The organism is Corynebacterium sp. HMSC055G02 (assembly GCF_001809065.1).
Taxonomy (GTDB): Bacteria; Actinomycetota; Actinomycetes; order Mycobacteriales; family Mycobacteriaceae; genus Corynebacterium; species Corynebacterium jeikeium_D.
Genome location: NZ_KV795653.1, coordinates 25,772 through 49,808, shown reverse-complemented (window position 1 = coordinate 49,808; position 24,037 = coordinate 25,772). Strand labels below are relative to the sequence as shown.

Sequence of the window (24,037 nt, the reverse complement as noted above, 5' to 3'; positions counted from 1 at the left end):
CCCCCCCCCCATGTCGGTGTAGGAATCCGAAAAATTCGAATACGTTCTATCCCTCGCTCTGCGTCGTTGTTTTTACGCAGTTGGCGGGGGATTTTTTCGTGTCTTCAGATAGTCAATTGGGACGCTGAAGAGGTCTTAGAGCCCTGGAAAACTACGCAAGGGAGAAAAAGAATACGCAAATACGGAGGAAAAGTGATTTAAGTTGATAACTACCTACTGACAGACAGGGGAGGCACATATGACGCCTGAAGAAGTAATTGCACAGTCGGGAAACTCAGCGTGGATGCTGATTTCGGCTTCGTTGGTTTTGCTGATGACACCGGCGCTCGCGCTGTTCTATGGCGGCATGTCGCGACAGAAGTCGGTGCTCAACATGATGATGATGAGTTTTGGTGCGGTCGGCGTTGTCGGTGCCATTTACGTGCTGTGGGGCTGGTCGATGTCCTACGGATCGCAGTCGATCGGTGGTGTTTTTGCCAACCCATTCGAGTTCTTCGGTCTGCGTAACTCGATTACGGATGGTGACGGCAACTACATCGCAGGTGCGAACGGGTACCCGAACATCATCGACATCGGGTTCCAGCTCACGTTCTGCTCTATCTCGGTGGCGCTGATTTCCGGTGCGCTGGCTGAACGTGTGAAGTTCTCCACCTGGTTGATCTTCGTCGGCTTCTGGACGACGCTGGTGTACTTCCCAATGGCCTTCATGGTCTGGGGCGGTGGCCTGCTGAGCCACTCGGCAGAGGGGCTGTCGGCAAAGCTGTTCGGTACCGCTGACGGTGAAGCATTGATCGCTCCAATTGACTTCGCTGGCGGTACGGTTGTGCACATTGCTGCTGGTACTGCCGCTTTGGTGCTGGCGATTATCGTCGGTAAGCGCAAGTCCATCGATGGCAGCCAGCATCGCCCGCACAATCTGCCACTCGTCATGCTGGGTGCTGCACTGCTGTGGTTCGGCTGGTTTGGCTTCAACGGCGGTTCGGCATTTGCTGCCGACGGTGTCGCTGGTCTGGCATGGCTGAATACGACGGTGGCAGCGTGCGTGGGGATGCTCGGCTGGATTTCACTCGAGCGTATTCGTGATGGACATCCCACCTCGCTGGGCGCCGCTTCGGGTGTCATCGCAGGGCTTGTGACTATTACTCCGGCCGCAGGAGATATGAACCCAGTGACGTCAATCATTCTGGGCTATATCGGCGGTGCGCTGGCTTGCTGGGGCGTTGGCTTAAAGTACAAGTTCAACTTCGATGACACCCTGGATGTGGTTGGTCTACATCTGGTTGCAGCTATGTGGGGAACGATTGGTGTTGGCCTGCTGGCCAACGATCGCGGATTGCTTACCGGCGGTGGCATCGACGGGCTGAAGTTGTTTGCCATCCAGATCATTATTGCTGTCATCGCAGCTGTGTTCTCGGGCGTGCTGACGTACATCATTGCCCGAGTCCTGAAGGCAACCGTCGGTTGGCGTATCCACGGCGAGCAGGAACATTCTGGTATCGACGTCGCTCAGCACGGTGAGTCGGCCTACACGTCGGCCAAGCAGGCGGCTGTGTAAACGGCGCCGTGTAAACAAGGCTGTGTAAATGAGTGAGTGCTTGGGGTAATTCAGCTCCAAACCGTAACTACGGGTAAGATATTGCCCCATGTATTTGAAATCGCTGACTCTGAAGGGCTTTAAATCCTTCGCTTCGGCGACGACGATGAAATTTGAGCCCGGCATCTGCGCAGTTGTCGGCCCGAACGGATCCGGAAAGTCGAATGTCGTCGATGCCCTCGCGTGGGTTATGGGTGAGCATTCCGCCAAGACCCTCCGTGGCGGCAAAATGGAAGATGTCATCTTTGCGGGTACCTCCGGGCGAAAGCCCTTGGGGCGCGCGGAGGTTACTCTTACCATCGACAATTCCGATGGGGCACTTCCCATTCAATATAAGGAAGTCTCTGTCACGCGTCGCATGTACCGCGACGGCGCAAGTGAGTACGAAATCAACGGTTCTCGCGTCCGCCTCATGGATGTCCAAGAGCTCCTCAGCGACACCGGTATTGGCCGCGAGATGCACATCATCGTCGGCCAGGGCCGGCTTTCGCAGATTCTGGAGTCGCGGCCAGAGGAGCGTCGTGCGTTTATCGAAGAAGCAGCGGGTGTGCTCAAGCACCGCCGCCGCAAGGAGAAAGCGCAGCGCAAACTCCAGTCGATGCAGGCTAACCTCGACCGTCTGCAGGATCTGACAGGTGAGCTTGCCCGTCAGCTCAAACCGCTGAAGCGTCAGGCTGAGGCCGCCTCTCGCGCCCAGACTGTGCAGGCAGACCTGCGCGACGCCAAGTTGCGTTTGGCTGCCGCGGACTTCGTGGATTTGCAGGACAGCCTCAATGACATTGCTGGTCAAGCCAAGCTCATTGAGGAAAAGGTGGAGGCCGCCACGGAGCGAGCCGAGATTGCCGCTGAGCGCACTGCAGAACTCGAAGCCGAACTGGAGGACATCACTCCAGCTGCCGATGCTGCCCGTGATTTGTGGTTTCGTCTCTCCGCACTCGGTGAGCGTATTCAAGCGACGGCCCGCATCGCCGCCGATCGCGCGGCCGACCACTCCGTCGCTCCGTGGGTAGGCCCAGACCCGGACTTCCTGGAGCAGCGTGCCGACGACGCCGCCACCGAAGAAGCCACGCTCGCTGAGGCTGAGGCAGAGGCCCGCGAAAAACTGGAGGAAATCCGCGAAACGCTCTTCGATGCCGAGGAGACTTTCCGCGAAGCCGAAGCGGAGCACCTCGCGGCCGTTCGCGCAATCGCCGACCGTCGCGAAGGCGTGGTTCGTCTCATTTCCGCAGAAGAATCTCTGCGCACCCGCTTGGAAGCCGCCGAGGCCGAAGCTGCACGCCTTGCCGAGCAAACCAATGAGGCCGACGAACGCCGTGCCGATGCCACCGAAGCTGTGGAAAACGCCGCGCAGGAGCTAGCCGAGGCAGAATTCGAAGGTCCCGAGCTGCAGAGTGCTTATGAACAGGCCAACCGGGAAGCAGAGCTGGCCTCTACACGGTTGAAAGAACTCCGCGCTGACGAGCGCGACCTCGAGCGCAGCGTCTCAGGTCTTTCCGCCCGCATCGAAGCTCTGGAGACCGCCCGCACCGCCGCTGCCAACGACGGCACCGCGTGGCTACGTGAAAAGCACGAGCTCGGCGTTCTCTCTGAAGTCATCGATGTCGACGCTGGCTGGGAAAAAGCGCTCACTGCCGCCCTCGGCGCGGCCGCCGAAGCACTGGTCAGCGAGGGCAGTGGAGATTCGCTTATCGACGAGCTGGTGGCCACGGGCAAGGGCAGTGCCGTTGTTATCAATTCTGCGGATGCATCCGACTCTTGGCGCTTGGACATCACTCTGCCCGCACAGGCATCCTGGCTGCTCGATCATGTGACAGTGCCCGCGGAGCTTTCGGGTTCGTTGACCTCTCTGCTCGTTGATGTCGTGGCCTGCGACGACGAGCACGTCGCCCGTGAGCTGGTGACCCAGGATACTCGACTGCGCGTTGTTGACCGCGATGGTGTGCTGCGTGGCTCTGGTTGGGTAGCTGGCGGTGCTGGTGGCACTGCATCAGGTGTGGAAATCGCCGCCGACATTGCTAAGACTCGCGAAGAACTAGCAGAAGCACAGGTGCGTTTGAGTGACCTCGGTGGTGTGCTCTCCGGTGCGCAGGCCGAAGAAGAGGACCGCCGCACGGACGCGGCGGCCGCCCGTGCTGCGCTGCGTGAACATCAGAGTCGTATGAAGGTCCTCACGGATGCCCGAACTCGGGCCACAGCGCAGCTGTCCGGCGTGGTGCATGATGCCGAACGCGCTGAGCAGCGCGGAGCCGAAGCCGCGGACCGAGTAACGAAGCTCCAGAAGGAGTTGGCGGAGGTCGCAGACCGCTTAGCTCGCGTTGACCGTGACCCCGAGGAGGGGGAACCGTCGACAAGCGAACGTGACCGTGCCTCGGAGGCGCTGACGGCTGTGCGCGCCATGGAAACAGAGGCGCGTCTGTCGCTGCGTACGGCAGAGGAGCGACTGTCGAGTGTACGAGGCAAGGCCGAGCGGCTCCGTCGCCAGGCTGCATCGGAGCGCGTAGCGAAGGCCCGCCATGAGCAGGCGCAGATGGCGAAGGTTGCCCAGCGCGAATTGGCAGAAGTTGTCGCGGAGCTGGCTGAGGATTTGCATGCGAAGGTCAACGTGTCGTTGGCGAGGGCAGAGGCCGATCGCGACGATGCCGAGGCGCAGAAGAAGACGGTGTCGCAGGCACTATCAGAGGCCCGGACGGAGGCGAATACGGCGCAACGTGAGCTGGCACAGCTAACGGATTCCGCGCACCAGGGCGACATCGCCCGTGCGCAGGCGCAGGTCCGCGTGACCGAGGCTGCAGAGCGCATCGTCGACCAGTTGGGGCTGTCTGTCGATGACCTGCTCGCGGACTTTGCTCCTGATGAGAACTTCGACCGCGCAGCCGTGACGAAGCAGCTCAAACAGGCGGAGAAGGATCTGCGTGTGCTCGGCCGCGTCAACCCGTTGGCGCTGGAGGAGTATAAGGCGATGGAGGAGCGCTACTCTTTCCTATCCACGCAGCTCGATGATGTCCTCAAGGCCCGCCAGGACCTCACCGATGTTGTCGAGGAAGTCGATGCCACGATCCTGCAGCTCTTCACAGACGCGTGGAACGATGTCGAGGCAGAATTCCCCGCGGTCTTTCAAACGCTTTTCCCGGGCGGCGACGGACGACTGGTTCTCACCGAGCCGGACAACCTGCTCACGACAGGTATCGAGGTTGAAGCCCGCCCGCCGGGCAAAAAGGTTAAGCGGCTGTCGTTGCTCTCCGGCGGCGAGAAGTCGCTGACGGCGCTGGCAATGCTCGTCGCTATTTTCCGCGCGCGCCCGAGTCCCTTTTACGTACTCGACGAGGTTGAAGCCGCGCTTGACGACGTTAACCTGCGTCGCCTTATTGCGCTGCTCGAGGAACTCCGCGCGACCAGTCAGCTGATTGTCATTACGCACCAGAAGCCAACAATGGACGTTGCGAATGTGCTCTACGGCGTGACCATGCGGGGCGATGGTGTGACTCGAGTAATCTCGCAGCGAATGTCACCGGCATCCGCAACTCCGTCGACAGGAGCGGAGTAAGCGCGGAGTAAGTGAGGAAGAGTCGTTGATACTGCATAATGAGAGTTATGACTCCAACTCAGTGGATACTCCTTGTCGTCGCGATTGTCGTTATTATCGCGCTGCTCTTTGTTGTGGGCTATGTCCGCAGGAAGAACCAGCGCATTTCCTTTGCGAAGGAAGATACTAAGGAACTCACCCAGCAGGAGAAGTCTGGAAATTACCAGGCCACTAGTGGTTTTAACTTCGCTCCGGCCGGTGGTGGGACTGATACCCGCGAGAAGCAGCCGGTTGAAAAACCGATGCCGAAACCGGCGGAAAAGCCGATTGAAAAGCAGGCCCCGGAGCCAGAGGAAAAGCAGGCTGATATACCTGCCGATCAGCCGGACGGTTCACTGCTGAAACCAGAAGGTCGACTGGTTATTCCGGATAACCCCACCGAAATGGAGGGGGATTATGACCGCGTAATGCGGGAAATCCCAATCGATTTGCCAACAGCCGGGGAAGAGGAATCAGAGCCCGAGCCGGAACCACAACCAGAGCCCGAAGCAGAGCCTGAGGTAGAGGTAGTTCCTGCTCCTGAACCGGAGCTGGAGCCGGAGCCGACTCCCGAACCAGAACCGACGCCAGAGCCGGAGCCGGAAGCTGCGCCGGAGCCGACGCCAGAGCCAGAAGCAGAACAGCAGATTGACTCCATCGACCCGGCTGAGGGACGTCTGGGCCGCCTGCGCGGTCGTCTGTCACGGTCGCAGAATGCAATTGGCCAGTCTGTGCTCGGCATCTTGGGCGCGGGTGACCTTGATGAGGACGCGTGGGAAGAGGTTGAAGACATCCTGGTTATGGCTGACCTCGGTGCGGCTGCGACGCAGCGTGTCGTCGATAAGCTGCGCGAGCGTATTGCCAGCCAGAAGGTGAGCACGGAAGAGCAAGTGCGCGCCCTGCTGCGTGAGGTGTTGATTGAGGAGTGCAAGCCTGAGATGGACCGCTCCATCCGCGCACTTCCGCACGAGGGCAAGCCCGCAGTGATTCTGGTAGTCGGTGTCAACGGCACAGGTAAGACCACGACGACGGGCAAGCTGGCTCGTGTACTGGTCGCCGGTGGCCACCGTGTTGTTCTCGGCGCAGCGGATACCTTCCGTGCTGCTGCAGCCGACCAGCTGGAGACCTGGGGGCGACGCGTTGGCGCGGAGACCGTTCGCGGCGCTGAAGGCGCCGATCCTGCTTCTATTGCATTTGAGGCAGTTGCTCACGGTATCGAGTCCGGCGCTGATGTGGTGCTCATCGACACCGCCGGCCGCCTGCACACCAAGGTCGGTCTGATGGACCAACTGGACAAGATTAAGCGCGTGGTGGAGAAGAAGGCTCAGGTTGACGAAGTCATCCTGGTTTTGGACGCGACGGTTGGCCAAAATGGTCTACTGCAAGCTCGTACGTTCCGGGATGTAGTAGACATCACCGGCGTTGCCCTGACCAAGCTGGACGGTACCGCGAAGGGCGGCATTGTATTCCAGGTGCAAAACGAGCTCGGTGTGCCGGTGAAGTTGGTTGGCCTTGGTGAAGGTGCTGACCACCTGGCGCCGTTTGAGCCGGAGAGCTTCGTAGACGCACTGCTCGGCGGCCGCAAATAGTAACTAACATCGATGAGTGAATTTTCCATCGATTGGTGAGTACAGCGTCGCCCGTTGCCCCCGGCAAAAATAAAGGCCTCGGAGCCACCGCGTAGATTTCTGTAGAGGATACGCGGGGCTCCGGGGCCTTTAATGTTGAGGTGCTAGGAATCTAGCGGAGAGTTGTGCTAGGAATCCTTAGAATTCTTGCGTGCGAGGCGGGTAGCTGCCACGCCACCGACCAAGAGTGCAAGAGCGGCACCGCCGAGGGCAGTCGCCTGAACACCAGTGACTGCTAGCCCAGTGTTCTTGGTCCCGGTTTGCTTACCGTCATTCTTAGGGGTGTCGGGCTTGTCGCCTGGATTTTCCTCCCCAGGATTCTCGTCCTCCCCGGGCTGTTCGTCACCTGGGTTTTCATCGTCGCCCGGAGCGTCATCGCCTGGGTTCTCATCGTCGCCCGGAGTTTCGTCATCGGAGGTCGGACAGTAGCCGTAGACTCCGGTTGCCGGGTCGATCTTGCTCATATCACGCGGGGAACCGTCGGGGCACGTTGCGGTGTCATCGACTCCCGGCGGAATTCCGTCATTTTCTGGGGCATCTTCATCAGGCTCCGGAGTTGGGCCGGAATCATCTGAAGTGCCACAAGCACCGTAAGCCCCGGTTGCCGGGTCAATCTTGCTCATGTCACGCGGGGAACCGTCGGGACAGGTCTGGGTGTCCTCAACGCCCGGTGGGATGCCATCGTTAGATGAACCTCCTGGATCCGGGTTTGCAGCGTCATCTACACACTGGAAAGTACCGCCAACATTTTCAAAATGTTGACCGGCGGGGCATTCCGACGGGGCGGGGTCAGGAATCTGTGCGGTGGCAGCGCCAACGCCGATGAGCATGCCGGCTGAAGCGGCAGCGGCCACCATGGTCGAAGAGAGCTTCTTCATTTGGAAACCTCACAATGTCTATAGGAAAGCCCTGTAATCAACGGGCTTAAGGGGGGGGAAACACTGTTCACACTTTTGATTCTAATAACTAATTACAGTCTTTGGTGACGTGAGCTTGGGGAGGGGGTAAATCGAAATTGTTGACTCGTCCAAGTCCCAGTAAGGGAAAGCGGGAACTTATATTTACAACGCTGAGTGTGTACACCCGTTGTGGTTGGAGCATCTTTAGAACTCGTCACTGTTCACTCGGCGGGGAGGCTTTTCTGTCTTCGCTAGCGAAGCTTGGCATCTGATCGTGTCGGGGTGGCGAGAGGCGGGTGGGAGCGTAGAGGTTTGGTAAAAAAATCGGTACCTGTGGGTTTTATGCTTCGAGCTCTAGACGTTATGACTTTTCGGAGGTGTGACGCACAAAAATGCTCCCGATGCTGAATTGGCATCAGGAGCATTTTATGTTTCGTTAGCGGGGTAGAACCCTAAGCTTCTTAGCGGTTCTTGCGGGCGATGCGGGTAGCGGCGACACCGCCGACCAGGAGAACCAGAGCGGCTCCACCCAGGGTGGTGGCGTCAACGCCAGTGGCTGCCAGGCCAGTGTTCTGAGTCGAAGAAGCCTTCTTGGACTCCGAGGTATTGTGCTCAGACTTCTTGGAGTCCGAAACCTTCTTTACATTCTCGGAAGAGGTCGTCTTCTTGGACTCGGAAGCCTTCTTCTCAGCCTTTTCCTTGGCCTTCTTCTCTTCCTTCGTGCACTTGTTTTCGTTCTTGCACTCAGCAGAGATCTTGATGTCAACGTTTACCTTGACATCCTTGCCGTCCTTGCCTGGCTTACCGTCCTTGCCGTCCTTGCCGTCCTTGCCGTCCTTACCCGGCTTCTCGTCGTCCTTGCCTGGCTTGTCAGCGTCCGGCTTGTCCGTGCCTGGTTTGTCAGTGTCCGGCTTCGCCTCGTCCTTGACGCAGACACCGAAGACGTTCGGGTTGCCTGGGACTGGCTTGCTCATGTCGAAGTGCTCGCCCTCCGGGCACTGCTTATCAGAAATGCCTGGGTTTCCCAGGTCGCCCGGCTGGGACCCATTGTCGCCCGGTGTTTCGGGCTTAGGAGCCTCCTGGTCCGCGACGCACTGGAAGGTTCCGCCGACGTTCTCAAAGTGCTGGCCGTCTGGGCACTTGTCCGGCATTGGGGCCGGAATTCCGTCAGTGGAATCCTGCTCAGGCTGGTCTGCGACGCACTGGAAAGTGCCTCCGACGTTCTCAAAGTGCTGGCCGGCGGGGCACTCGGTCGGCATTGAGTCCGGAATCTGTGCAGTAGCGGTGCCTGCGCTTGCAATCATGCTGGCGGAGAAGGCAGCGGCGGCGATAGCCGTGGTGAACTTCTTCATGAAAACCTCTCAAGGAGTCAAACGGTCAGAGACCAATGAATATGATTTCGCCGTTCATCCCTCATCGTGCACGGCGGAAAATAAAACCAGGCCAACTGCGGTTAACTAGGTTCATGATTAACCATAAACTGGTTGATATATGAATAGTATTGGAGGTAGTTATAGGAATAACATCAGGTGCGCAGTGGCGTGCTTTGACCTGCTGTAATGCCGCCGGTTTGCCATTTGGCTTACACCATTCCGGGGGAGGTTCCTACTAAGGGTGTCCTTAGTAAAAGCTGGCCACTGGCGTTATTTGTCTGTTATCTAACTGGTGGTAGCTGAGTTGGATAAACGTTCTTTACGCAGTAGGGCATTCATATCTGGAGGCTCGTTTAATTGTCACGTTAAAGTAACGAACAGTAATTTAACGTCCGCGAGAATAAAAGAGCTTTATCCTATTGCTATTTTTTACTTCCTATTGGTTACACCCGAATCGGGGCATTTAGGGTGGGTGGGCTGCAATCGTTGTCGATAGGCGAAGCTGTAGATATGTGCCAAATGGAGTATCCAGCGGGTACGGTAGAACAGTTAAGAAAAAACAAGGCAAAAGGGGAGCTGGAAACTTGTTTGAGTCTCTTTCCGATCGTTTGACGGGTGCCCTGCGGGGGCTGGGCGGGAAGGGCCGCCTGACTGAGGCGGATATTAACGCCACCGCCCGCGAGATTCGGCTGGCTCTTCTGGAAGCCGATGTCTCCCTCGAGGTTGTCCGTACCTTCATCAAGCGCATCAAGGAACGCGCTAACGAAATTATTGGCAGCCAGACTGTCAACCCGGCAAACCAGATTATTGAGGTCGTCAATGAGGAACTGATTAACATCCTCGGTGGCGAGACTCGACGGCTGAATATGTCGAAGCAGCCACCAACGGTTATCATGCTGGCCGGTCTGCAGGGCGCTGGTAAGACCACCTTGGCCGGTAAATTGGCCAGGTACCTCACGGATCAGGGGCACACTCCGGTCCTCGTCGCCTGTGACCTGCAGCGTCCGGGCGCGGTGCAGCAGCTGGAAATTGTCGCTGAGCGTGCAGGCGTGCCGTGCTTCGCACCGTTCCCGGGCACCAGCCTCGATTCCACCCATGAAATGGGCACCAGCGAGGACAACCCAGTTGACGCCGCGTTCCGTGGCCTCGCTTATGCTCGCCAGCATCGCCACGATGTGGTGATTATCGATACCGCAGGTCGCCTGGGTATCGATGAGGTTCTGATGAAGCAGGCCCGCGATATTCGCGATGCCATCAACCCGCATGAAGTTCTGTTTGTCATCGACTCCATGATTGGTCAGGACGCGGTAGAGACCGCCAAGGCCTTCCGAGACGGCGTTGACTTCACCGGCGTTGTACTGACCAAGCTCGATGGCGACGCGCGCGGTGGCGCTGCACTGTCTATCCGTGAGGTCACCGGTAAGCCGATTCTGTTCGCCTCCACGGGCGAGAAGTTGGAGGACTTTGACGTCTTCCACCCAGACCGTATGGCCAGCCGCATCCTGGGGATGGGTGACCTAAAGACGTTGGTTGAGGTCGCTTCCAAGGAAATCGATCATGAGCAGGCTGCCAAGTCCGCCCAGAAGATTGGTTCCGGTGAGCTGACTCTCGAGGACTTCCTCGAGCAGATGATGATGGTCCGCAAGATGGGACCAATCGGCAACATCCTCAAGATGCTCCCCGGCGGCGCGGAAATGTCCAAGGCCGCGGAAATGGTCGACGAAAAGCAGCTTGACCGCATCGAGGCGATTATCCGCGGTATGACTCCGGAAGAGCGCGAGAATCCGAAGATTCTGAATGCTTCACGACGTCGTCGTATCGCCAACGGTTCCGGTGTGTCCGTTTCAGAGGTTAACCAGCTCATCGAGCGTTTCAATGAGGCGCGGAAGATGATGGCGCAGATGGCCGGCCGATTTGGTATGGGCGGTGGTCGCCCATCGAACCGCAAGGCCAAGCGTGGTCGAAAGGGCAAGGGCAAGAATAAGCGCAAGGGCGCTAACCGTGGTCCAACGCCGCCGAAGGCAATGCGCGGTGGCGGAATGCCCGGTATGCCTGGAATGCCAGGTATGCAGGGCATGCCGGGTATGCCTAGCATGGCTGAACTGCAGAAGCTGCAGAAGCAGATGGGTAATCAGCTGCCAGAAGGTATGGAGGACTTTGACCCCAACAATCTCGACTTCGGACAGGGCAAGAAGTAGCGGGGACTAGAAGTAGCTAGTCCCGCAGAGCCTTCTGAATCTGGCGGTCCATTTCAGGACTGAAAGTGGCCGCTAGTTCATCGGTGATGTGATTGCTGTCGCGGTAGACGTAGATATTGCCAATAACTTTACGGCAGGTGGTCGGACCGCAGAAGATGTCGGAGAAATCTAGACTGTGCCCGTTGGGGAAGTTCGCAAGAATCTCCTCAGCGGGATTTTCTGCATTTAGGGCAGTTTTGCGGTGGATAGTGCAGTCTTCTTCCGCTTCTTCGCATACACTGGGGGAGAATTGGTCCAAGTCCTCCCGTAGCGCCCATGGGTTATCGCGGATGGCGAAGAAATCAATTCCGCGTTCTTGTAGAGCAGCGAAAAACGAAACGTAACCATCCGGTGTGTAGTCGCCCGGCTGCGGTGGGTCCGCCTGGAACAGGGGTCTGGTTGAAGTGGTGAAAACCATCTCTGGCTGAATCTCGTCAATTTTCTGCAGAGCCTCGAAAGTCCAGGCCACGCAGATATCGCCGACTCCGTGGATCGGTTCTAAGGTCGCTGGACAGCCTTGTCGGAGAAGAACCACCACTCGGTACCCGTTGTTTTTGCCGTAGGCATCAATCGGGGCAAACCAATGTTCCATGTGCGAGCCGCCGACGATGACAATCGAGTCACTAGCATCTGGATCACCGTAGACACACGGCTGGGTCTCATCGCGCCAACGGCGATTCGGCGGGAAGTATCCGACGTCCTCACCGCCTGTCGCAAGGCAGCCATCGAGGGCAGGTTCCGGCCAAAGGTCCGTGATGAAATCGGAATTCGGCTTTGTGGCTGCCTTGGGGACCTCGTACCCGTCGGTAAGCGCGAGTGCACCTGGATAGACCTCTGGATCTAGGCTGGTGGCGGAGGCGCGATCGACGCGCACCTGTTGCACGTTGACAAGGCTGGACATGCCGACCAACGCAATGACGACAACAGTGCCGACTACCGCTAGACGACGAGCCGGGCGACGATGCTTCATTGCGTGGATTGCATCGCCGACGACGGGCTGAGTCCGGGTCGGTCGGCGAGTCGATTGAGCCAGCGGCAGCTCGACATACTTGTTGGTGAGTTTGGCCAAAATAAAGGAAACGACGATCACTGCGGTGCCAAGCTTCAGCCCCGGAGTATCGCGGTTGAGGTAGTTTATGGCCAGGATGAGAAGAGGCCAGTGCCACAGGTAGAGCGCGTAGGCGCTCTGGCCTACTTCGCGCATTGGGCGGCTGGCCAGGAACTTGGAGATCCAGCCCGCCTCAGGGCCGGCGATAATAATCAGCGCAGCACCACCGAGGGGCCATAGGGTCCAAGGGCCTGGGAACTGCGCGGCGCCGTCGAAGATGAAACCGGTGGAGACTACCAGTGCGAGGCCGATGCTGGCTAACAGCACTCGAAGTGGCTTGGGCATGGGGATGGATCCCCGGACAAGAATCAGTCCGAGTAGTGCGCCGAGGCAGAGTTCCCAGAGGCGGCTGACAGTGGAGTAGTAGTTCCACCCCTGGTTCTCGGAGTGCATATAGAAGGCATAGGCAATCGAGCCGAGAGTGATAACTGCCAGCAACGGAGTGAGGATTCGGCGGAGTTTACCGCCGGTAGCGTCGGTGCGCTTCGCCTCCACCGGTGAGGTAACCGCGCCGACAATCTGGGGTGAGCGCGTCATCCAGGCGAGTAGGGAGATGAGCAAAATGGAGCCGAGATAAAACTGGCCCTGTACCGACATTGACCACAGGTGCTGCAGTGGGGAGGTTTCGCTCTCTGCGGCTGCGTAGTCCGAGCCCTGGAGTGCCAGTTCATAATTTTGGTAGTAGAGCAGGCTGGCGCGGAGTTGCTGGGCAATGTCGATCGTGCGAAGCGATGGAATGAAGTAAATGACAAACAGGGTTGTCGCAAAGAGGACCAGCACTAGTGTCGGGATTAGGCGACGCAGCGTGCGCCAGATGCTCCACCATGGATTGATGGACTGCCGGGGATTGATGGCATTGCGGTACTGCGCGCCGAAGAAGAAAAACCCGGAGAGCAAGAGGAATACGTCCACACCACCGGAAACGCGGCCGACGTAAACGTGGAAAAGGACTACGAGGGCAATCGAAATGCCCCGTAGTCCGTCCAAGTCATACCTATATTGGGTGCCGGTGGTTTTCATAGAATGTTACGTTACCGCACTGTCAACGACGTTCAGCATTAGTGGGTATGCAGCGTTTCGAGTGCGCAGTTTTGTTAATTTCCAAAAACTGCTGGTAACATACCTCGAGTTGTCTCAATGAGAATCCTCAGCTGAGGCACGACTGCGAATTCATCGGATCCGGCCACGGCCGCCCGGTGGTCACGCGCAGTGTAAATATCCCAAGGGCAAAACCGGTCCGAGGCACTTCGTTAGTAATTACTCATGAGCTCGGATGCATAAGTATTGTCCAGTGACATAGAAGAAAGAGGAACTCCTCATGGCAGTCAAGATTAAGCTGCAGCGCCTGGGTAAGATTCGTACCGCTCAGTACCGCGTTGTCGTTGCTGATGCTCGTACCCGTCGCAACGGTGCGGTCATTGAGAACCTGGGCATCTACCAGCCGAAGGAAGAGCCGTCGATCATCAAGATTGACTCCGAGCGCGTTCAGTACTGGCTGGGCGTCGGTGCACAGCCGACCGAGCCGGTTCTGGCTCTGCTGAAGGTCACCGGCGACTGGCAGAAGTTCAAGGGCCTCGAGGGTGCAGAGGGCACTCTGAAGGTTGCTGAGCCGAAGCCGACCAAGCTCGAGCTGTTCAACAAGGCTCTGGAAGAGGCCAACAATGGCCCGTCCGCTGAGGCCATCACCGCTAAGCGCCGCGAGGCCAAGGAAGCAGCTAAGGCTGCTAAGGAAGCTGAGGAGGCCGCAAAGGCTGCCGAGGCTGAGGCTGCTGAGTCCGAGGCTTCCGAGGACGCCGAGTAATAAGGACGCTGAGTACGCCGCTTAGCTAATCCGGGCGCTACCTTATACTTCAAGACGAAGTGTTGGGTGGCGCCTTTTTGCTTTACGCGGGGTGTTTTACAGAGCCTTTATAAGAGAGGGAGTGTGCGCGTGTCGGTAGCTGACATGGTGCTTATTGGCCGAGTGATCAAGCCCCACGGTGTGCGCGGGGAAGTCGTCGTCGATGCGACAACGGATGACCCGGAAGGGCGTTTCGCAGTCGGGGCCACGCTGTTGGGTGTACAGGCCGGCCGTGAGGAACAGCTGACTGTGAAAACGGCACGCCCGCACCAGGGGCGTTTGCTGATTCGCTTCGAGGAGATTCCGGGCCGCAATGAGGCCGAGCGTCATCGGGGTATGAAGTTTTATGCCGAGCCCGTCTTCGAAGACGAGGACTTTTATGACTTTGAACTTGAAGGCCTGCGCGTAGTCCATAACGGCACCGATATAGGCGAGGTCACTTCTATCGTCCGCGCGCCCGCTCATCGTCTCCTTGAAGTCACGCTTGACGACGGGGCCCGGGAGGTACTCATCCCTCTGGTAGAGGACATCGTTCCGGAAGTTGACCTTGAGAATTCTACTGTCACCATCACCCCGCCGGAAGGACTGTTGGAGCTGTGAGCTTACGTCTCGATGTAGTCACAATCTTCCCGGAGTACCTCGAGCCACTGCGTCATGCGTTGCTGGGCAAGGCAATTGAGCAGGGCATTTTGAGCGTCGGCGTACACAACCTGCGCGACTGGGCGCCAGGTGTACACCAGGCCGTGGATGACTCACCCTACGGCGGTGGCCCCGGCATGGTTATGAAGCCGGATGTCTGGGGTCCCGCCCTCGACGAGGTAGCGGCGCTGAAAGCGGAGCAGTCGCTCACGTCCGCGGTGCCACATTTGGACAATGTCCGCCATGATCAGAAATTGGGTTTGGCCGAGGAATCTTCCTATGCTGCAGCGGAAGTGCCGTCGTTAAGCGAAGAAGATTCAGCGAAGCCCCTGCTGATCGTCCCGACCCCGGCGGGCGAGCCGTTTACGCAGCAGATGGCGCAGGAGTTCTCACACGAGGAGCACATTGTGTTCGCGTGCGGGCGCTACGAGGGCATTGACCAGCGCGTTATTGACGATGCTGCCAACCGCTACCGCGTACGTGAGGTCTCTATTGGCGACTATGTGCTTATCGGCGGGGAAGTGGCGGTCCTGGTGATCGCCGAGTCCGTCGTGCGGTTAATCCCTGGTGTGCTGGGTAATCGCAAGAGCCACGAGGAGGACTCGTTCTCTGACGGTCTGCTCGAAGGGCCGTCGTACACGAAGCCGCGCGAGTGGCGTGGTCTGGAAGTGCCGGATGTCCTGCTCAGCGGCAATCACGCGCTGGTGGACCGTTGGCGGCGCGAGCAGTCACTAATCCGCACGGCCGAGCGCCGCCCCGATTTGCTTGCCGACGTCGACCTCAGCGCCCGTGACCGAGAAGCAATTAAAGAAGTCATTGAAGAAGTAACGGAGGAGAACCGCTAGTGGCACGTGCTCGAATTGCGCGACCCCGGCATGTCATTGGTTGGTTAGCTGTCCTAGGTGCACTGGCGTGGTTCACTCAGACGCAGCTGGCGGGGAGCGTGGATCAGTCGTTTGCGGGCTGGGTCAGTGACCTGCATGGGGCGCGGGATGGCCGCGTCGATAGTGTGATGCTGGCTTTGAGCGAGATTATCCGGCCGATTTACATCGCGCCGGTCACGCTTGTTGCTGCGGCACTCCTGTGGTTCCGCTTCCGTGCGTGGGCGTTGCTACTGCCGGCGTCATTCGGTTCGTCGATTGCGGTGACTTATGCCATGAAGTGGTTTTTGGACCGCGACCGACCGGGTGAGGAGTTCTCGCTGGTCAACCTACATGACGCGGCGTTTCCTTCTGCACATGTGGCAGCGGTTACTTCCAGCGGTATGGCCGCGATGCAGCTTGCCATCCCCGTATTGCGCCGCACAGCCCGCAAGCTGCTCGACCTGGCCATCATCGCGCTTATCGGCGCCGTGGCTCTGTCGCGCGTGTGGGTCGGGGCGCATTGGCTCACCGATGTCATCGGCGGCCTCATTGCCGGAGTTATCGGCTTAGCAGTTGCGCTGCTAGTTCTTAGGAGATGGCCACGAGCACGGCGCTACGCGCTGCCTTAGTCTCCTCGTAGAAGGCCACGAGTTCGCGGTACCGCTGTGTCGCAGTGGCTTCGTCGATAAGCGAACCATTGTCCGTGATGCGGGCGGCAAGATCGATGCTTGCCAGCGTCTGGTGCACGTCGCCGACGCGATCGGCGCGGATGACTGCAGACAGCGGCTTGCGGCAGACGCGGTCGGCGCCGAGGATGGCCTCCGCCAGCGGGTCGCCGAGTGCTTGGCCGTCGATGGGATTGCCGGTCAACGTGCGCAGCAGGGACTCCCAGTCCGTGTCGATGTCCAGGGCGTCTTCGTCCGGAACGTCGACGAAGTGCTGCAGGATAATCTTCTCCGCGCCGTCGTTAACAAGCCCCGCCGTGCCGCCGTCGCTGGTTGCCGCAGGTGCTGCGACCTCAACTAACCGCGCTGCCTCCTCATCGGAGATGCGCAGGTATTCGGCACAGAGTTTCTGCTTCATGGGGCTCCTTTTCCGGTGTTTACTGCGAGCCTTCTGTGGGGCGTTCGCCAATTGGTACTTCCACGATAGTAAAGTTGCCCGGGTGATTTCATCAGTAATTGCCCGAGAACTCGCCGCCACTGGTGCGGACGTTGCCGAAAGTGCCGTCGCCGCCGCTATCAAGCTTCTCGACGAAGGCAACACCGTGCCTTTCATCGCCCGCTATCGCAAGGAAGTAACCGGCGGACTCGATGACACACAGCTGCGTTTCATCGAGGAACGCGTCGTCTACCTGCGCGAACTAGAAGAGCGCAAGCAAACGATTCTCGCCGCTATCGAAGAGCAGGGAAAGCTTAACGACGACCTGAAGGCCGCCATCCTCGCCTGCGACACTAAGGCGCGGTTGGAGGATCTCTACCTGCCGTACAAGAAGAAGCGCAAGACCAAGGCCGATATTGCACGTGAGGCCGGGTACGAACCGCTGGTGGAGGAGCTACTGGCCGACCCCGCCGCGGACCCCGAGACTCTAGCCACTAAGTACGGCGAGGCAGCTGGTAAGGATGCGAAGGACGCTCTGACCGGTGCCCGTGCCATCTTGGTCGATCGCTTCGCTACCGATGCTGATTTGGTTGGCTCTGTCCGTGAGCAGGTGTGGTCCTCCGGTTCCGCCGCCGCTGCCGTGGTGGAGGGCAAGGAGACTGCGGGTGCGAAGTACCGTGACTACTTCGAGCACAACGAACCTCTGGACACCATGCCTAGCCACCGTGTACTGGCCGTGCTTCGCGGTGAGGCCGAGGGCATCCTGACGCTCAACATCGATGCGGGTGAGGATGAGACCTACGAACACATGATTCGTGAGGCCTTTGAGCTTCCCGACGGCGGTGCCTCCAAGTGGATTGACCAGGCCGTTCGTTTCGGTTGGCGCACCAAGTTGGAGGTGTCCGCTGCCCTCGATGCCCGCACTCGACTGAAGGAGCGCGCCGAGGCCGAAGCCGTGGATGTCTTCGCCCGTAACCTGCGTGACCTGCTGCTGGCTGCACCGGCTGGCCAGCGCGCCACTCTCGGCCTGGACCCGGGATACCGCAATGGTGTGAAGTGCGCCGTTGTCGACTCCACTGGCAAGGTGCTCGACACTGCCATCGTCTACCCGCACCAGCCGCGCAATGACTGGTCCGGCGCCAAGGAGCAACTGGCCACTCTCTGCGCCACGCACCGCGTGGAGCTCATGGCCATCGGCAACGGCACCGCTTCCCGCGAGACCGAAACCCTGGCCCGCGAAATCGCTGACCTGATTGCTCAGGCCGGTGGCAAGAAGCCGACCCCTGTGGTGGTTTCTGAGGCCGGTGCTTCCGTCTACTCCGCATCGTCCCTGGCAGCAGCTGAGTTCCCGGACATGGATGTATCTCTCCGCGGTGCCGTATCGATTGCCCGCCGCCTGCAGGACCCGCTTGCTGAGCTCGTCAAAATCGATCCGAAGTCCATCGGTGTCGGCCAGTACCAGCACGACGTTTCCCAGACCAAGCTCGAGCACTCTCTCGATGCCGTGGTCGAGGATGCCGTCAACGCTGTCGGCGTGGAGGTCAACACCGCCTCCGCGCCGCTGCTCGGTCGAGTTGCTGGCGTGTCCTCGACTGTTGCGGACAACATCGTCGCTTACCGAGACGAAAACGGCGCTTTCACCTCCCGCAAGGAGCTGCTGAAGGTTCCGCGTCTTGGCCCGAAGGCCTTCGAGCAGTGCGCCGGTTTCCTGCGCATCCACGGCGCTAACAACCCGCTGGATGCCTCCGCCGTGCACCCGGAGTCCTACCGCGTCGTCGATGCCATCGCCGCTTCGACCGGCGTTAGTGTCCAGGAGCTCATCGGCAACTCCCGTGTCCTGTCCAAGGTGCGTGCTGCAGACTTCGTCGACGAGTCCGCAGGTATCGGCCTGCCCACAGTCCAAGACATCTTGACCGAGCTGGACAAGCCCGGCCGCGATCCGCGTCCCGAGTTCGTCACCGCCACCTTCAAGGAAGGTGTGGAGAAGGTCTCCGATCTTCAGCCCGGCATGATTCTCGAGGGCACCGTCACCAACGTCGCGGCCTTCGGCGCCTTCGTCGATGTCGGAGTCCACCAGGACGGCCTCGTCCACGTCTCCAACATGGCTCGTGGTTTCGTCTCCGACCCGCACGAGGTCGTCCGCTCGGGCGAGGTGGTCAAGGTGAAGGTTCTCGACGTTGACGTCGAACGCAATCGCATCGGTCTATCGCTCAGGCTTGACGACGACGCCTCGGATGCCAAGCCAAAGCGTGACGGCGGTCGCCGTGATGGTCGTGGTGATGGCCGTCGTGGTGATGGTCGCGGCAAGGGGCGCAAGCGCGGTTCCCAGAACAAGAAGCAGGGCGGTTCCATGGCCGACGCGCTGCGCAGGGCAGGCTTTTAGCGCTTGATCTGTTAGCGCATAGCCTATTAGCGCATAGCGTCGATGCGGCTGTTGATCTCACCCGCGATAGCCGCAGCCATTCCATCCGGTACGACGATGGTGTAATCGGACCCCGAGGTCTCAATCTTGACTGCCTCGCCTGACCGTGCCGCCACGATGATGCGGCCATCATTGCCAAGTCGAAGCCCAATACCGCCACCGTCGGCCCAGTTATAAGTGGCCGGCTTCGCATATTTGATGGTTCGAAGCTCAATGGGGTGTTTCATCTTCAGCGGTCCACAGCCGTTAAAAACGGTAATGGAATCTGTCTTCGGGTCCGTGTCTAGTGTCATGCCGGTTTCATATGCGATGAGGAATAGCGGCGTGCACAGCAGAAAAACAATGCCGAGGCTTGGCAGGAACACTGCGAGCGCTACAGACACCACGCACCAGACTGCGAGGGCGATTTTGACGCCCTTAGAGATGGTCACACTGACGTCGATGGGAGTCGGGGCTCCTTCTCGATGGGGCAACTGTGGCGATGTCGGCTCGGTGACCGTGGCGTCGGTAAGCGAGGAGTAGTCCTTGAGGCGGCGCGTCACGAGCAGGGCCGCTACTAGGCCGATGATGACGCCGGCTATTGCATAGATCCAGCCGATTCGGGCGGTCGTAGGGTCCGTCGTGCCGATCTGCGGGATGATAATCGCGAATTCAATGCCGATTAAGAAGCCGCAGAGGGCGAGGTTGGTTATTGCAATTGGCTTGCGCACGACAAGCGGCGTGCTGGTCTTTGCACCGAGCCAACCGATCTGCGCACATGCGATGACGATGATGGCCATAATCAATGTGCTTTGAATTGGCGGCATGAAACCGTTGGGAGTGCCGCTACCGCTCCAATGCGTTGCTAACTGCTCCGGTAGTCGGTCGGAAATGGCAATTACCCACAGAAGCTGTGCAATCGCCAGAACGCACGGGGCGATGATTGTTCCTCGAACAATCCAGGGGTCAAAGCGTGGAATCTGCTGCATGGAGACAATCTAGCAGTTGGGGGGGGGCTTTGTAGCAACGGTCGGCAGCGGTCGTTATTGGAGTGCTGTATCAGCGTGACGTTGTAGCGAGCGGTTGTAGCGTGCCGTCTTAGTGTGCGCGGAGTTTCGCCAGAAGATGCACCTCGTGACATTTGATAACACGCTCAACAATTCACTCGAATGTACAAGCGAAAAAGTTTTATTAAAGGGGTTGCACAATCGAATGGGTGTGCTAAAATGGAGGCATCAAGAACAAAGTGCTTGAGCTTCTCTTCTTGGCGTTGGGCTAGTGGTATTCACTGGTTATCGACACTGAGCGGGGTTGGGGCTTTGGGGGAACAATGTCTGAAAAAGATAGTCCGGCCAAACAACCGTCCGATGTTTACCAAGCGGCTCTGCTGCCTGAAGCGCCGCAGTTTTTCCACGAGTCATCCACGAACCAGTTGGCGGTGGCGGGTATCCAACGCAATCGCCTGGAACTGGGTATAGCTTGCGGTTGCACGCCGAAGTCGCTTGAGATTGATGTGGATGCATACATTGCTGAAATCGCACCCGAGTTGGGTATTTCCCGCGGTAAGGCGCTCGAGTATGTAGAGGTCGGCATTCAGTTAGCGCGTATGCCCCGGCTGGGTGCCTTTATTAAAGCTCGAGCTCATTTGCCCTTTGCGCATCTGATCACCATTGCTCGCGCGACAGCGCCGCTCCACGATCCAGAGGTGCGTGCAGCTGTTGAAGAAGAAATTGCCCGCTTTGTCATTCCCCGAAAGCATGGCGAGGCACTCCGGGGAGTTCGCAGCCTACATAAATTCCTGCAACGGGTTATCGAAGAAATTGAACCTCAGCTTCGCCCCAAAAACCTTCCGGGTGATGTCGATCCGCTGCTTCCTGCAGGAGAACGCGAAATAGTAGGAGAGAGTATCGGTTTTGAAGAGAGCGACAACTTCGCGGAAGTTTTTATGGAGCTGGAAAAGACCCGCGCTCTCGAATTCAAAACCACCCTCGAGTCCATCTCCAGCTCAGCTGGCTGCACTCGAGTCGAAGCTTTGACACACCTCATCCGCGGCACCGCCGAGGCAAAAATCGTACTCAACCTATACTGTCCTGCCACAGAGGAGCGTCCCCGCACCGCCTGGCTTGGCGGCGTTGGCTGGATCTCGCAGTTAGCTACGCAGGCGTGGATTGATAAGGTCACGCATATTCGTATGCTTGCCGACGAAACCGCGGAGGGCTACGCCCCAACCGAAAGTCAGAGAGCCTTCGTTAAAGGTCGGGACGGAACGTGTCGCTTTCCGGGGTGTGATGTACCCGCGGAGCTCTGCGACATTGACCATATTGAGCCGTACGACAAAGAGCACCCAGAGGAGGGCGGGGCAACAGAAACGCCGAACCTCCACTGCCTCTGCCGCCGGCACCACAACATGAAAACAGCTGGTCTGTGGAATGTTGCACGTGATCGGGATGGGGTGGAACTGTGGACGTCGTCAAGCACGGGCAAAAAGGCGGTGAGCCTGGAAGACGGGCCGCTTGCCGGGCACGGGCGCTACACTTTCGACAAACGGGGACTGCGGATGACGCAGGCGCTGGCAGAATATAACGAGTATCGCCAGGAGCTGATAGAGCAATCACGGAAGCTGGTCGAGGAAGCGCGCAGGGGAGAAGACACCGATACTCCCAACCCGCAAGACCCCCAAGACTCGGAAGCTCCCCAAGACCCGCAAGACCCGCCGAACATGGAAGAGTTTGGTTTCTGACCAGGGGGTGTGTAATAATTTCCAGGTTGTCTTTATAGGCAGCTTTACCTGTTTCGGGCATGAACCGGCCGAGCGTCCCTCTGTGGGAAAGCGCCGCCAGGGTCCTCTGTCTATGCAAAAAGTAAAGGAATAAGTTTCCATGAACATTCTTGACAAGGTTGATGCAGCATACCTGCGCGACGACATTCCGGAGTTCCGCGCTGGTGACACCGTCGAGGTCGACGTAAAGATTGTCGAGGGTAAGACCGAGCGTATTCAGGTCTTCAAGGGCGTCGTTATCCGTCGTCAGGGCGGCGGCGTCCGCGAGACCTTCACCGTCCGCAAGGTATCCTTCGGTATCGCTGTTGAGCGTACCTTCCCGGTGCACTCCCCGAACATCGACGAGATTCGCGTTGTCTTCAAGGGCGACGTTCGCCGTGCGAAGCTGTACTACCTGCGCAACCTGCGCGGTAAGGCTGCACGCATCAAGGAGCGCCGCTAGTCTTTTGGCGCAAAATAATCCCCATCGAGTGTTGAGCTCGGTGGGGATTTTTCTATCGCGTATAGTCTTTTCCCATGACCGACGACGATTCTCGCGAACAGACTGACGGCCAAAAAGAAGACCGTACTGAAGGCTTGAAAGGCTTCCGGAAACTTGACGAGGAGCCTGAAAAGCACACTCCGTGGTACATCGAGATTCCAATCATTATCGTGATTGCCCTGCTCATCAGTGCTGGTGTGCAGTCCTTTATCGGCCGTGTCTACGTGATTCCATCCGAGTCGATGCAGCCGACGCTCAACGGATGTGTCGGGTGCACCGGTGACCGCATTTGGGTGGATAAGGTTTCCTACCAGTTCTCAGATCCCAAGCCCGGCGATGTTGTCGTCTTTAATGGCCCGGAGTCCTGGAATAGTAACTACGTGTCACAGCGTTCTACTAACCCGGTGGCAAACTCGCTGCAGACGGTTGGTTCCTGGATTGGCCTTGTCGCCCCTGATGAAAATGCGTTGGTCAAGCGTGTGATTGCCACGGGTGGGCAGACTGTGCAGTGTCGCCCAGGAGATCCCGGCATCATGGTTGACGGCAAGATGACAGACCAGGATTTCATTAAAACTCCAGCAGACAAGCCGGTGGTGGATAATCTTGGCTCAGAGCAGTGTGGTGGCCCGTACTTCGGGCCGGTAACAGTGCCGGAGGGGCATCTGTGGGTCATGGGTGATAACCGCACCAACTCCGCGGACTCTCGCTATCACATGGGCGACGAGCTGCAGGGTACTGTGCCACTGGATAACGTCGTCGGCAAGGTGCAGGCAATCATCCTGCCGTTTAACCGCATCGGTGGCGTCGATGATCCGGACATCCAGCACAACTAGTCAGCACAGTCTGCTCACGCCGCCGGCGCCGAAACTGCGGAGGCTGAAGCAGTCGCGCACGATAGAGGTCGCGCTGGCAAAGCGCGGCTTTGGACCTGTAGCCGGGGTCGACGAGGCTGGTCGCGGCGCCTGTGCAGGCCCGATAGTTATCGCCGCCTGCTGCCTTCCAGAACGCCCTATCGCAGAGCTGGATAAGCTCACCGATTCTAAAAAGCTCACGCCGGCCGCACGTGAACGGCTCTTTCCGCTCATCCAACGCTTCGCCACCTCTTTTTGCGTGACGACGATTCCCGCGTCCTACATCGACCAATTCGGCATCCAGGACGCGAATGTCACTGGAATGCGCCGCGCGGTAGCCGGGTTGGGGCAGCGTCCTGGCTACGTGCTTACCGACGCACTCAAGGTGTCTGGCTTCACGGCACCCTATTTGCCCGTGATTGGTGGTGATTCCGCTTGCCGATGTATTGCTGCTGCGAGTGTCTTAGCCAAAGTCACCCGCGACCGCATTATGGTTGACCTATCGGAGAAGTATCCGGACTATGGTCTGGCGGGGCATAAGGGCTACGGCACGTCATCGCATATGGAAGCGATTTCACGCCATGGCGCAACCCCGGAGCATCGGTGGTCATACCGCAATGTGCGCTTGGCACACGCGGAGTATCTTGAGCACCCCGAATAGACCAACATGTACAAAAAGAG

General features: G+C 58.6%; 18 protein-coding genes. 13 read left to right on the top strand and 5 right to left on the bottom strand.

Features of this window, described 5'->3' with window-relative positions; translation table 11 throughout:
• Positions 1-238: 238 nt before the first annotated feature.
• From HMPREF2547_RS05325 to ftsY, 3 genes are all read left to right on the top strand, one after another.
• Positions 239-1,555: an ammonium transporter gene (locus HMPREF2547_RS05325; RefSeq protein ID WP_070605020.1), complete on the top strand. Its 1,317-nt coding sequence runs from the start codon at positions 239-241 to the stop codon at positions 1,553-1,555.
• Positions 1,556-1,643: 88 nt separating this feature from the next.
• Positions 1,644-5,138, top strand: a complete 3,495-nt coding sequence (gene smc, locus HMPREF2547_RS05320) for a chromosome segregation protein SMC (protein ID WP_070605017.1) — start codon at positions 1,644-1,646, stop codon at positions 5,136-5,138.
• A 47-nt stretch (positions 5,139-5,185) separates the two neighbouring features.
• A complete protein-coding gene (gene ftsY, locus HMPREF2547_RS05315) occupies positions 5,186-6,745 on the top strand; it encodes a signal recognition particle-docking protein FtsY (protein ID WP_049171536.1) in 1,560 nt (519 codons plus the stop codon).
• Positions 6,746-6,912: 167 nt separating this feature from the next.
• On the opposite strand, the gene HMPREF2547_RS05310 is transcribed toward ftsY, so the two are convergent.
• Entirely contained in the window at positions 6,913-7,662 is a 750-nt protein-coding gene (locus tag HMPREF2547_RS05310) for a hypothetical protein (protein ID WP_048735495.1), read from the bottom strand.
• A gap of 482 nt (positions 7,663-8,144) precedes the next feature.
• On the bottom strand, positions 8,145-9,035 hold the full coding sequence (locus HMPREF2547_RS05305) for a hypothetical protein (RefSeq protein ID WP_070605011.1): 891 nt from the start codon (positions 9,033-9,035) through the stop codon (positions 8,145-8,147).
• Between the two features lie 605 nt (positions 9,036-9,640).
• Here HMPREF2547_RS05305 and ffh point away from each other — a divergent pair.
• Positions 9,641-11,254: a signal recognition particle protein gene (gene ffh, locus HMPREF2547_RS05300; protein WP_070605008.1), complete on the top strand. Its 1,614-nt coding sequence runs from the start codon at positions 9,641-9,643 to the stop codon at positions 11,252-11,254.
• A 16-nt stretch (positions 11,255-11,270) separates the two neighbouring features.
• Here the strand turns inward: ffh and HMPREF2547_RS05295 are convergent, their stop codons facing one another.
• The gene (locus HMPREF2547_RS05295; protein ID WP_070605005.1) at positions 11,271-13,421 is read right to left on the bottom strand and encodes an acyltransferase family protein; all 2,151 of its coding nucleotides are present in this window, start codon (positions 13,419-13,421) and stop codon (positions 11,271-11,273) included.
• A 298-nt stretch (positions 13,422-13,719) separates the two neighbouring features.
• Between HMPREF2547_RS05295 and rpsP the strand changes: the two genes are divergently transcribed.
• The 4 genes from rpsP to HMPREF2547_RS05275 all read left to right on the top strand — a co-directional run bounded on the left by rpsP (position 13,720) and on the right by HMPREF2547_RS05275 (position 16,372).
• Complete coding sequence (rpsP, locus tag HMPREF2547_RS05290) at positions 13,720-14,202, top strand: 30S ribosomal protein S16 (protein WP_038628648.1); 483 nt, start codon at positions 13,720-13,722, stop codon at positions 14,200-14,202.
• Positions 14,203-14,346: 144 nt separating this feature from the next.
• Entirely contained in the window at positions 14,347-14,841 is a 495-nt protein-coding gene (rimM, locus tag HMPREF2547_RS05285) for a ribosome maturation factor RimM (protein ID WP_049171609.1), read from the top strand.
• Positions 14,838-15,725, top strand: a complete 888-nt coding sequence (trmD, locus tag HMPREF2547_RS05280) for a tRNA (guanosine(37)-N1)-methyltransferase TrmD (RefSeq protein WP_070605002.1) — start codon at positions 14,838-14,840, stop codon at positions 15,723-15,725. Before rimM ends, trmD begins: the two co-directional genes overlap by 4 nt.
• Positions 15,725-16,372, top strand: coding sequence for a phosphatase PAP2 family protein (locus HMPREF2547_RS05275; protein WP_070604999.1), 648 nt, complete (start codon positions 15,725-15,727; stop codon positions 16,370-16,372). Before trmD ends, HMPREF2547_RS05275 begins: the two co-directional genes overlap by 1 nt.
• Here the strand turns inward: HMPREF2547_RS05275 and HMPREF2547_RS05270 are convergent.
• Positions 16,332-16,826 carry a DUF1877 family protein gene (locus tag HMPREF2547_RS05270; RefSeq protein WP_016422552.1) on the bottom strand — a complete coding sequence of 165 codons (495 nt, stop codon included), beginning with the start codon at positions 16,824-16,826 and terminating at the stop codon, positions 16,332-16,334. The two genes, HMPREF2547_RS05275 and HMPREF2547_RS05270, sit on opposite strands and share 41 nt — an antisense overlap.
• Positions 16,827-16,908: 82 nt before the next feature.
• Between HMPREF2547_RS05270 and HMPREF2547_RS05265 the strand changes: the two genes are divergently transcribed.
• The gene (locus HMPREF2547_RS05265) at positions 16,909-19,227 is read left to right on the top strand and encodes a Tex family protein (protein WP_070604995.1); all 2,319 of its coding nucleotides are present in this window, start codon (positions 16,909-16,911) and stop codon (positions 19,225-19,227) included.
• A gap of 26 nt (positions 19,228-19,253) precedes the next feature.
• On the opposite strand, the gene HMPREF2547_RS05260 is transcribed toward HMPREF2547_RS05265, so the two are convergent.
• On the bottom strand, positions 19,254-20,234 hold the full coding sequence (locus HMPREF2547_RS05260; RefSeq protein WP_070604990.1) for a DUF1648 domain-containing protein: 981 nt from the start codon (positions 20,232-20,234) through the stop codon (positions 19,254-19,256).
• 341 nt (positions 20,235-20,575) lie between these two features.
• On the opposite strand from HMPREF2547_RS05260, the gene HMPREF2547_RS05255 reads away from it, so the two are divergent.
• The 4 genes from HMPREF2547_RS05255 (at position 20,576) to HMPREF2547_RS05240 (ending at position 24,017) form a co-directional block, all read left to right on the top strand.
• Positions 20,576-21,985 carry an HNH endonuclease signature motif containing protein gene (locus tag HMPREF2547_RS05255; RefSeq protein ID WP_049170763.1) on the top strand — a complete coding sequence of 470 codons (1,410 nt, stop codon included), beginning with the start codon at positions 20,576-20,578 and terminating at the stop codon, positions 21,983-21,985.
• A gap of 139 nt (positions 21,986-22,124) precedes the next feature.
• Positions 22,125-22,466 (top strand): 50S ribosomal protein L19, encoded by a 342-nt coding sequence (gene rplS / locus HMPREF2547_RS05250; protein WP_048761860.1) that lies wholly within the window; start codon positions 22,125-22,127, stop codon positions 22,464-22,466.
• A 74-nt stretch (positions 22,467-22,540) separates the two neighbouring features.
• Positions 22,541-23,338 (top strand): signal peptidase I, encoded by a 798-nt coding sequence (gene lepB, locus HMPREF2547_RS05245; RefSeq protein WP_048735525.1) that lies wholly within the window; start codon positions 22,541-22,543, stop codon positions 23,336-23,338.
• Positions 23,313-24,017, top strand: a complete 705-nt coding sequence (locus HMPREF2547_RS05240; protein ID WP_224783775.1) for a ribonuclease HII — start codon at positions 23,313-23,315, stop codon at positions 24,015-24,017. Before lepB ends, HMPREF2547_RS05240 begins: the two co-directional genes overlap by 26 nt.
• Positions 24,018-24,037 lie beyond the last annotated feature (20 nt).

What these genes read in the sequence shown, in the direction of transcription:
- HMPREF2547_RS05305 (WP_070605011.1), bottom strand. Translation starts at nt 9,035, where the DNA reads ATGAAGAAGTTCACCACGGCTATCGCCGCCGCTGCCTTCTCCGCCAGC.
- HMPREF2547_RS05260 (WP_070604990.1), bottom strand. Translation starts at nt 20,234, where the DNA reads ATGCAGCAGATTCCACGCTTTGACCCCTGGATTGTTCGAGGAACAATC.
- ftsY (WP_049171536.1), top strand. Translation starts at nt 5,186, where the DNA reads ATGACTCCAACTCAGTGGATACTCCTTGTCGTCGCGATTGTCGTTATT.
- HMPREF2547_RS05325 (WP_070605020.1), top strand. Translation starts at nt 239, where the DNA reads ATGACGCCTGAAGAAGTAATTGCACAGTCGGGAAACTCAGCGTGGATG.
- HMPREF2547_RS05270 (WP_016422552.1), bottom strand. Translation starts at nt 16,826, where the DNA reads ATGAAGCAGAAACTCTGTGCCGAATACCTGCGCATCTCCGATGAGGAG.
- HMPREF2547_RS05310 (WP_048735495.1), bottom strand. Translation starts at nt 7,662, where the DNA reads ATGAAGAAGCTCTCTTCGACCATGGTGGCCGCTGCCGCTTCAGCCGGC.
- lepB (WP_048735525.1), top strand. Translation starts at nt 22,541, where the DNA reads ATGACCGACGACGATTCTCGCGAACAGACTGACGGCCAAAAAGAAGAC.
- rplS (WP_048761860.1), top strand. Translation starts at nt 22,125, where the DNA reads ATGAACATTCTTGACAAGGTTGATGCAGCATACCTGCGCGACGACATT.
- rimM (WP_049171609.1), top strand. Translation starts at nt 14,347, where the DNA reads ATGGTGCTTATTGGCCGAGTGATCAAGCCCCACGGTGTGCGCGGGGAA.
- rpsP (WP_038628648.1), top strand. Translation starts at nt 13,720, where the DNA reads ATGGCAGTCAAGATTAAGCTGCAGCGCCTGGGTAAGATTCGTACCGCT.
- HMPREF2547_RS05255 (WP_049170763.1), top strand. Translation starts at nt 20,576, where the DNA reads ATGTCTGAAAAAGATAGTCCGGCCAAACAACCGTCCGATGTTTACCAA.
- HMPREF2547_RS05295 (WP_070605005.1), bottom strand. Translation starts at nt 13,421, where the DNA reads ATGAAAACCACCGGCACCCAATATAGGTATGACTTGGACGGACTACGG.
- HMPREF2547_RS05240 (WP_224783775.1), top strand. Translation starts at nt 23,313, where the DNA reads ATGATCCGGACATCCAGCACAACTAGTCAGCACAGTCTGCTCACGCCG.
- smc (WP_070605017.1), top strand. Translation starts at nt 1,644, where the DNA reads ATGTATTTGAAATCGCTGACTCTGAAGGGCTTTAAATCCTTCGCTTCG.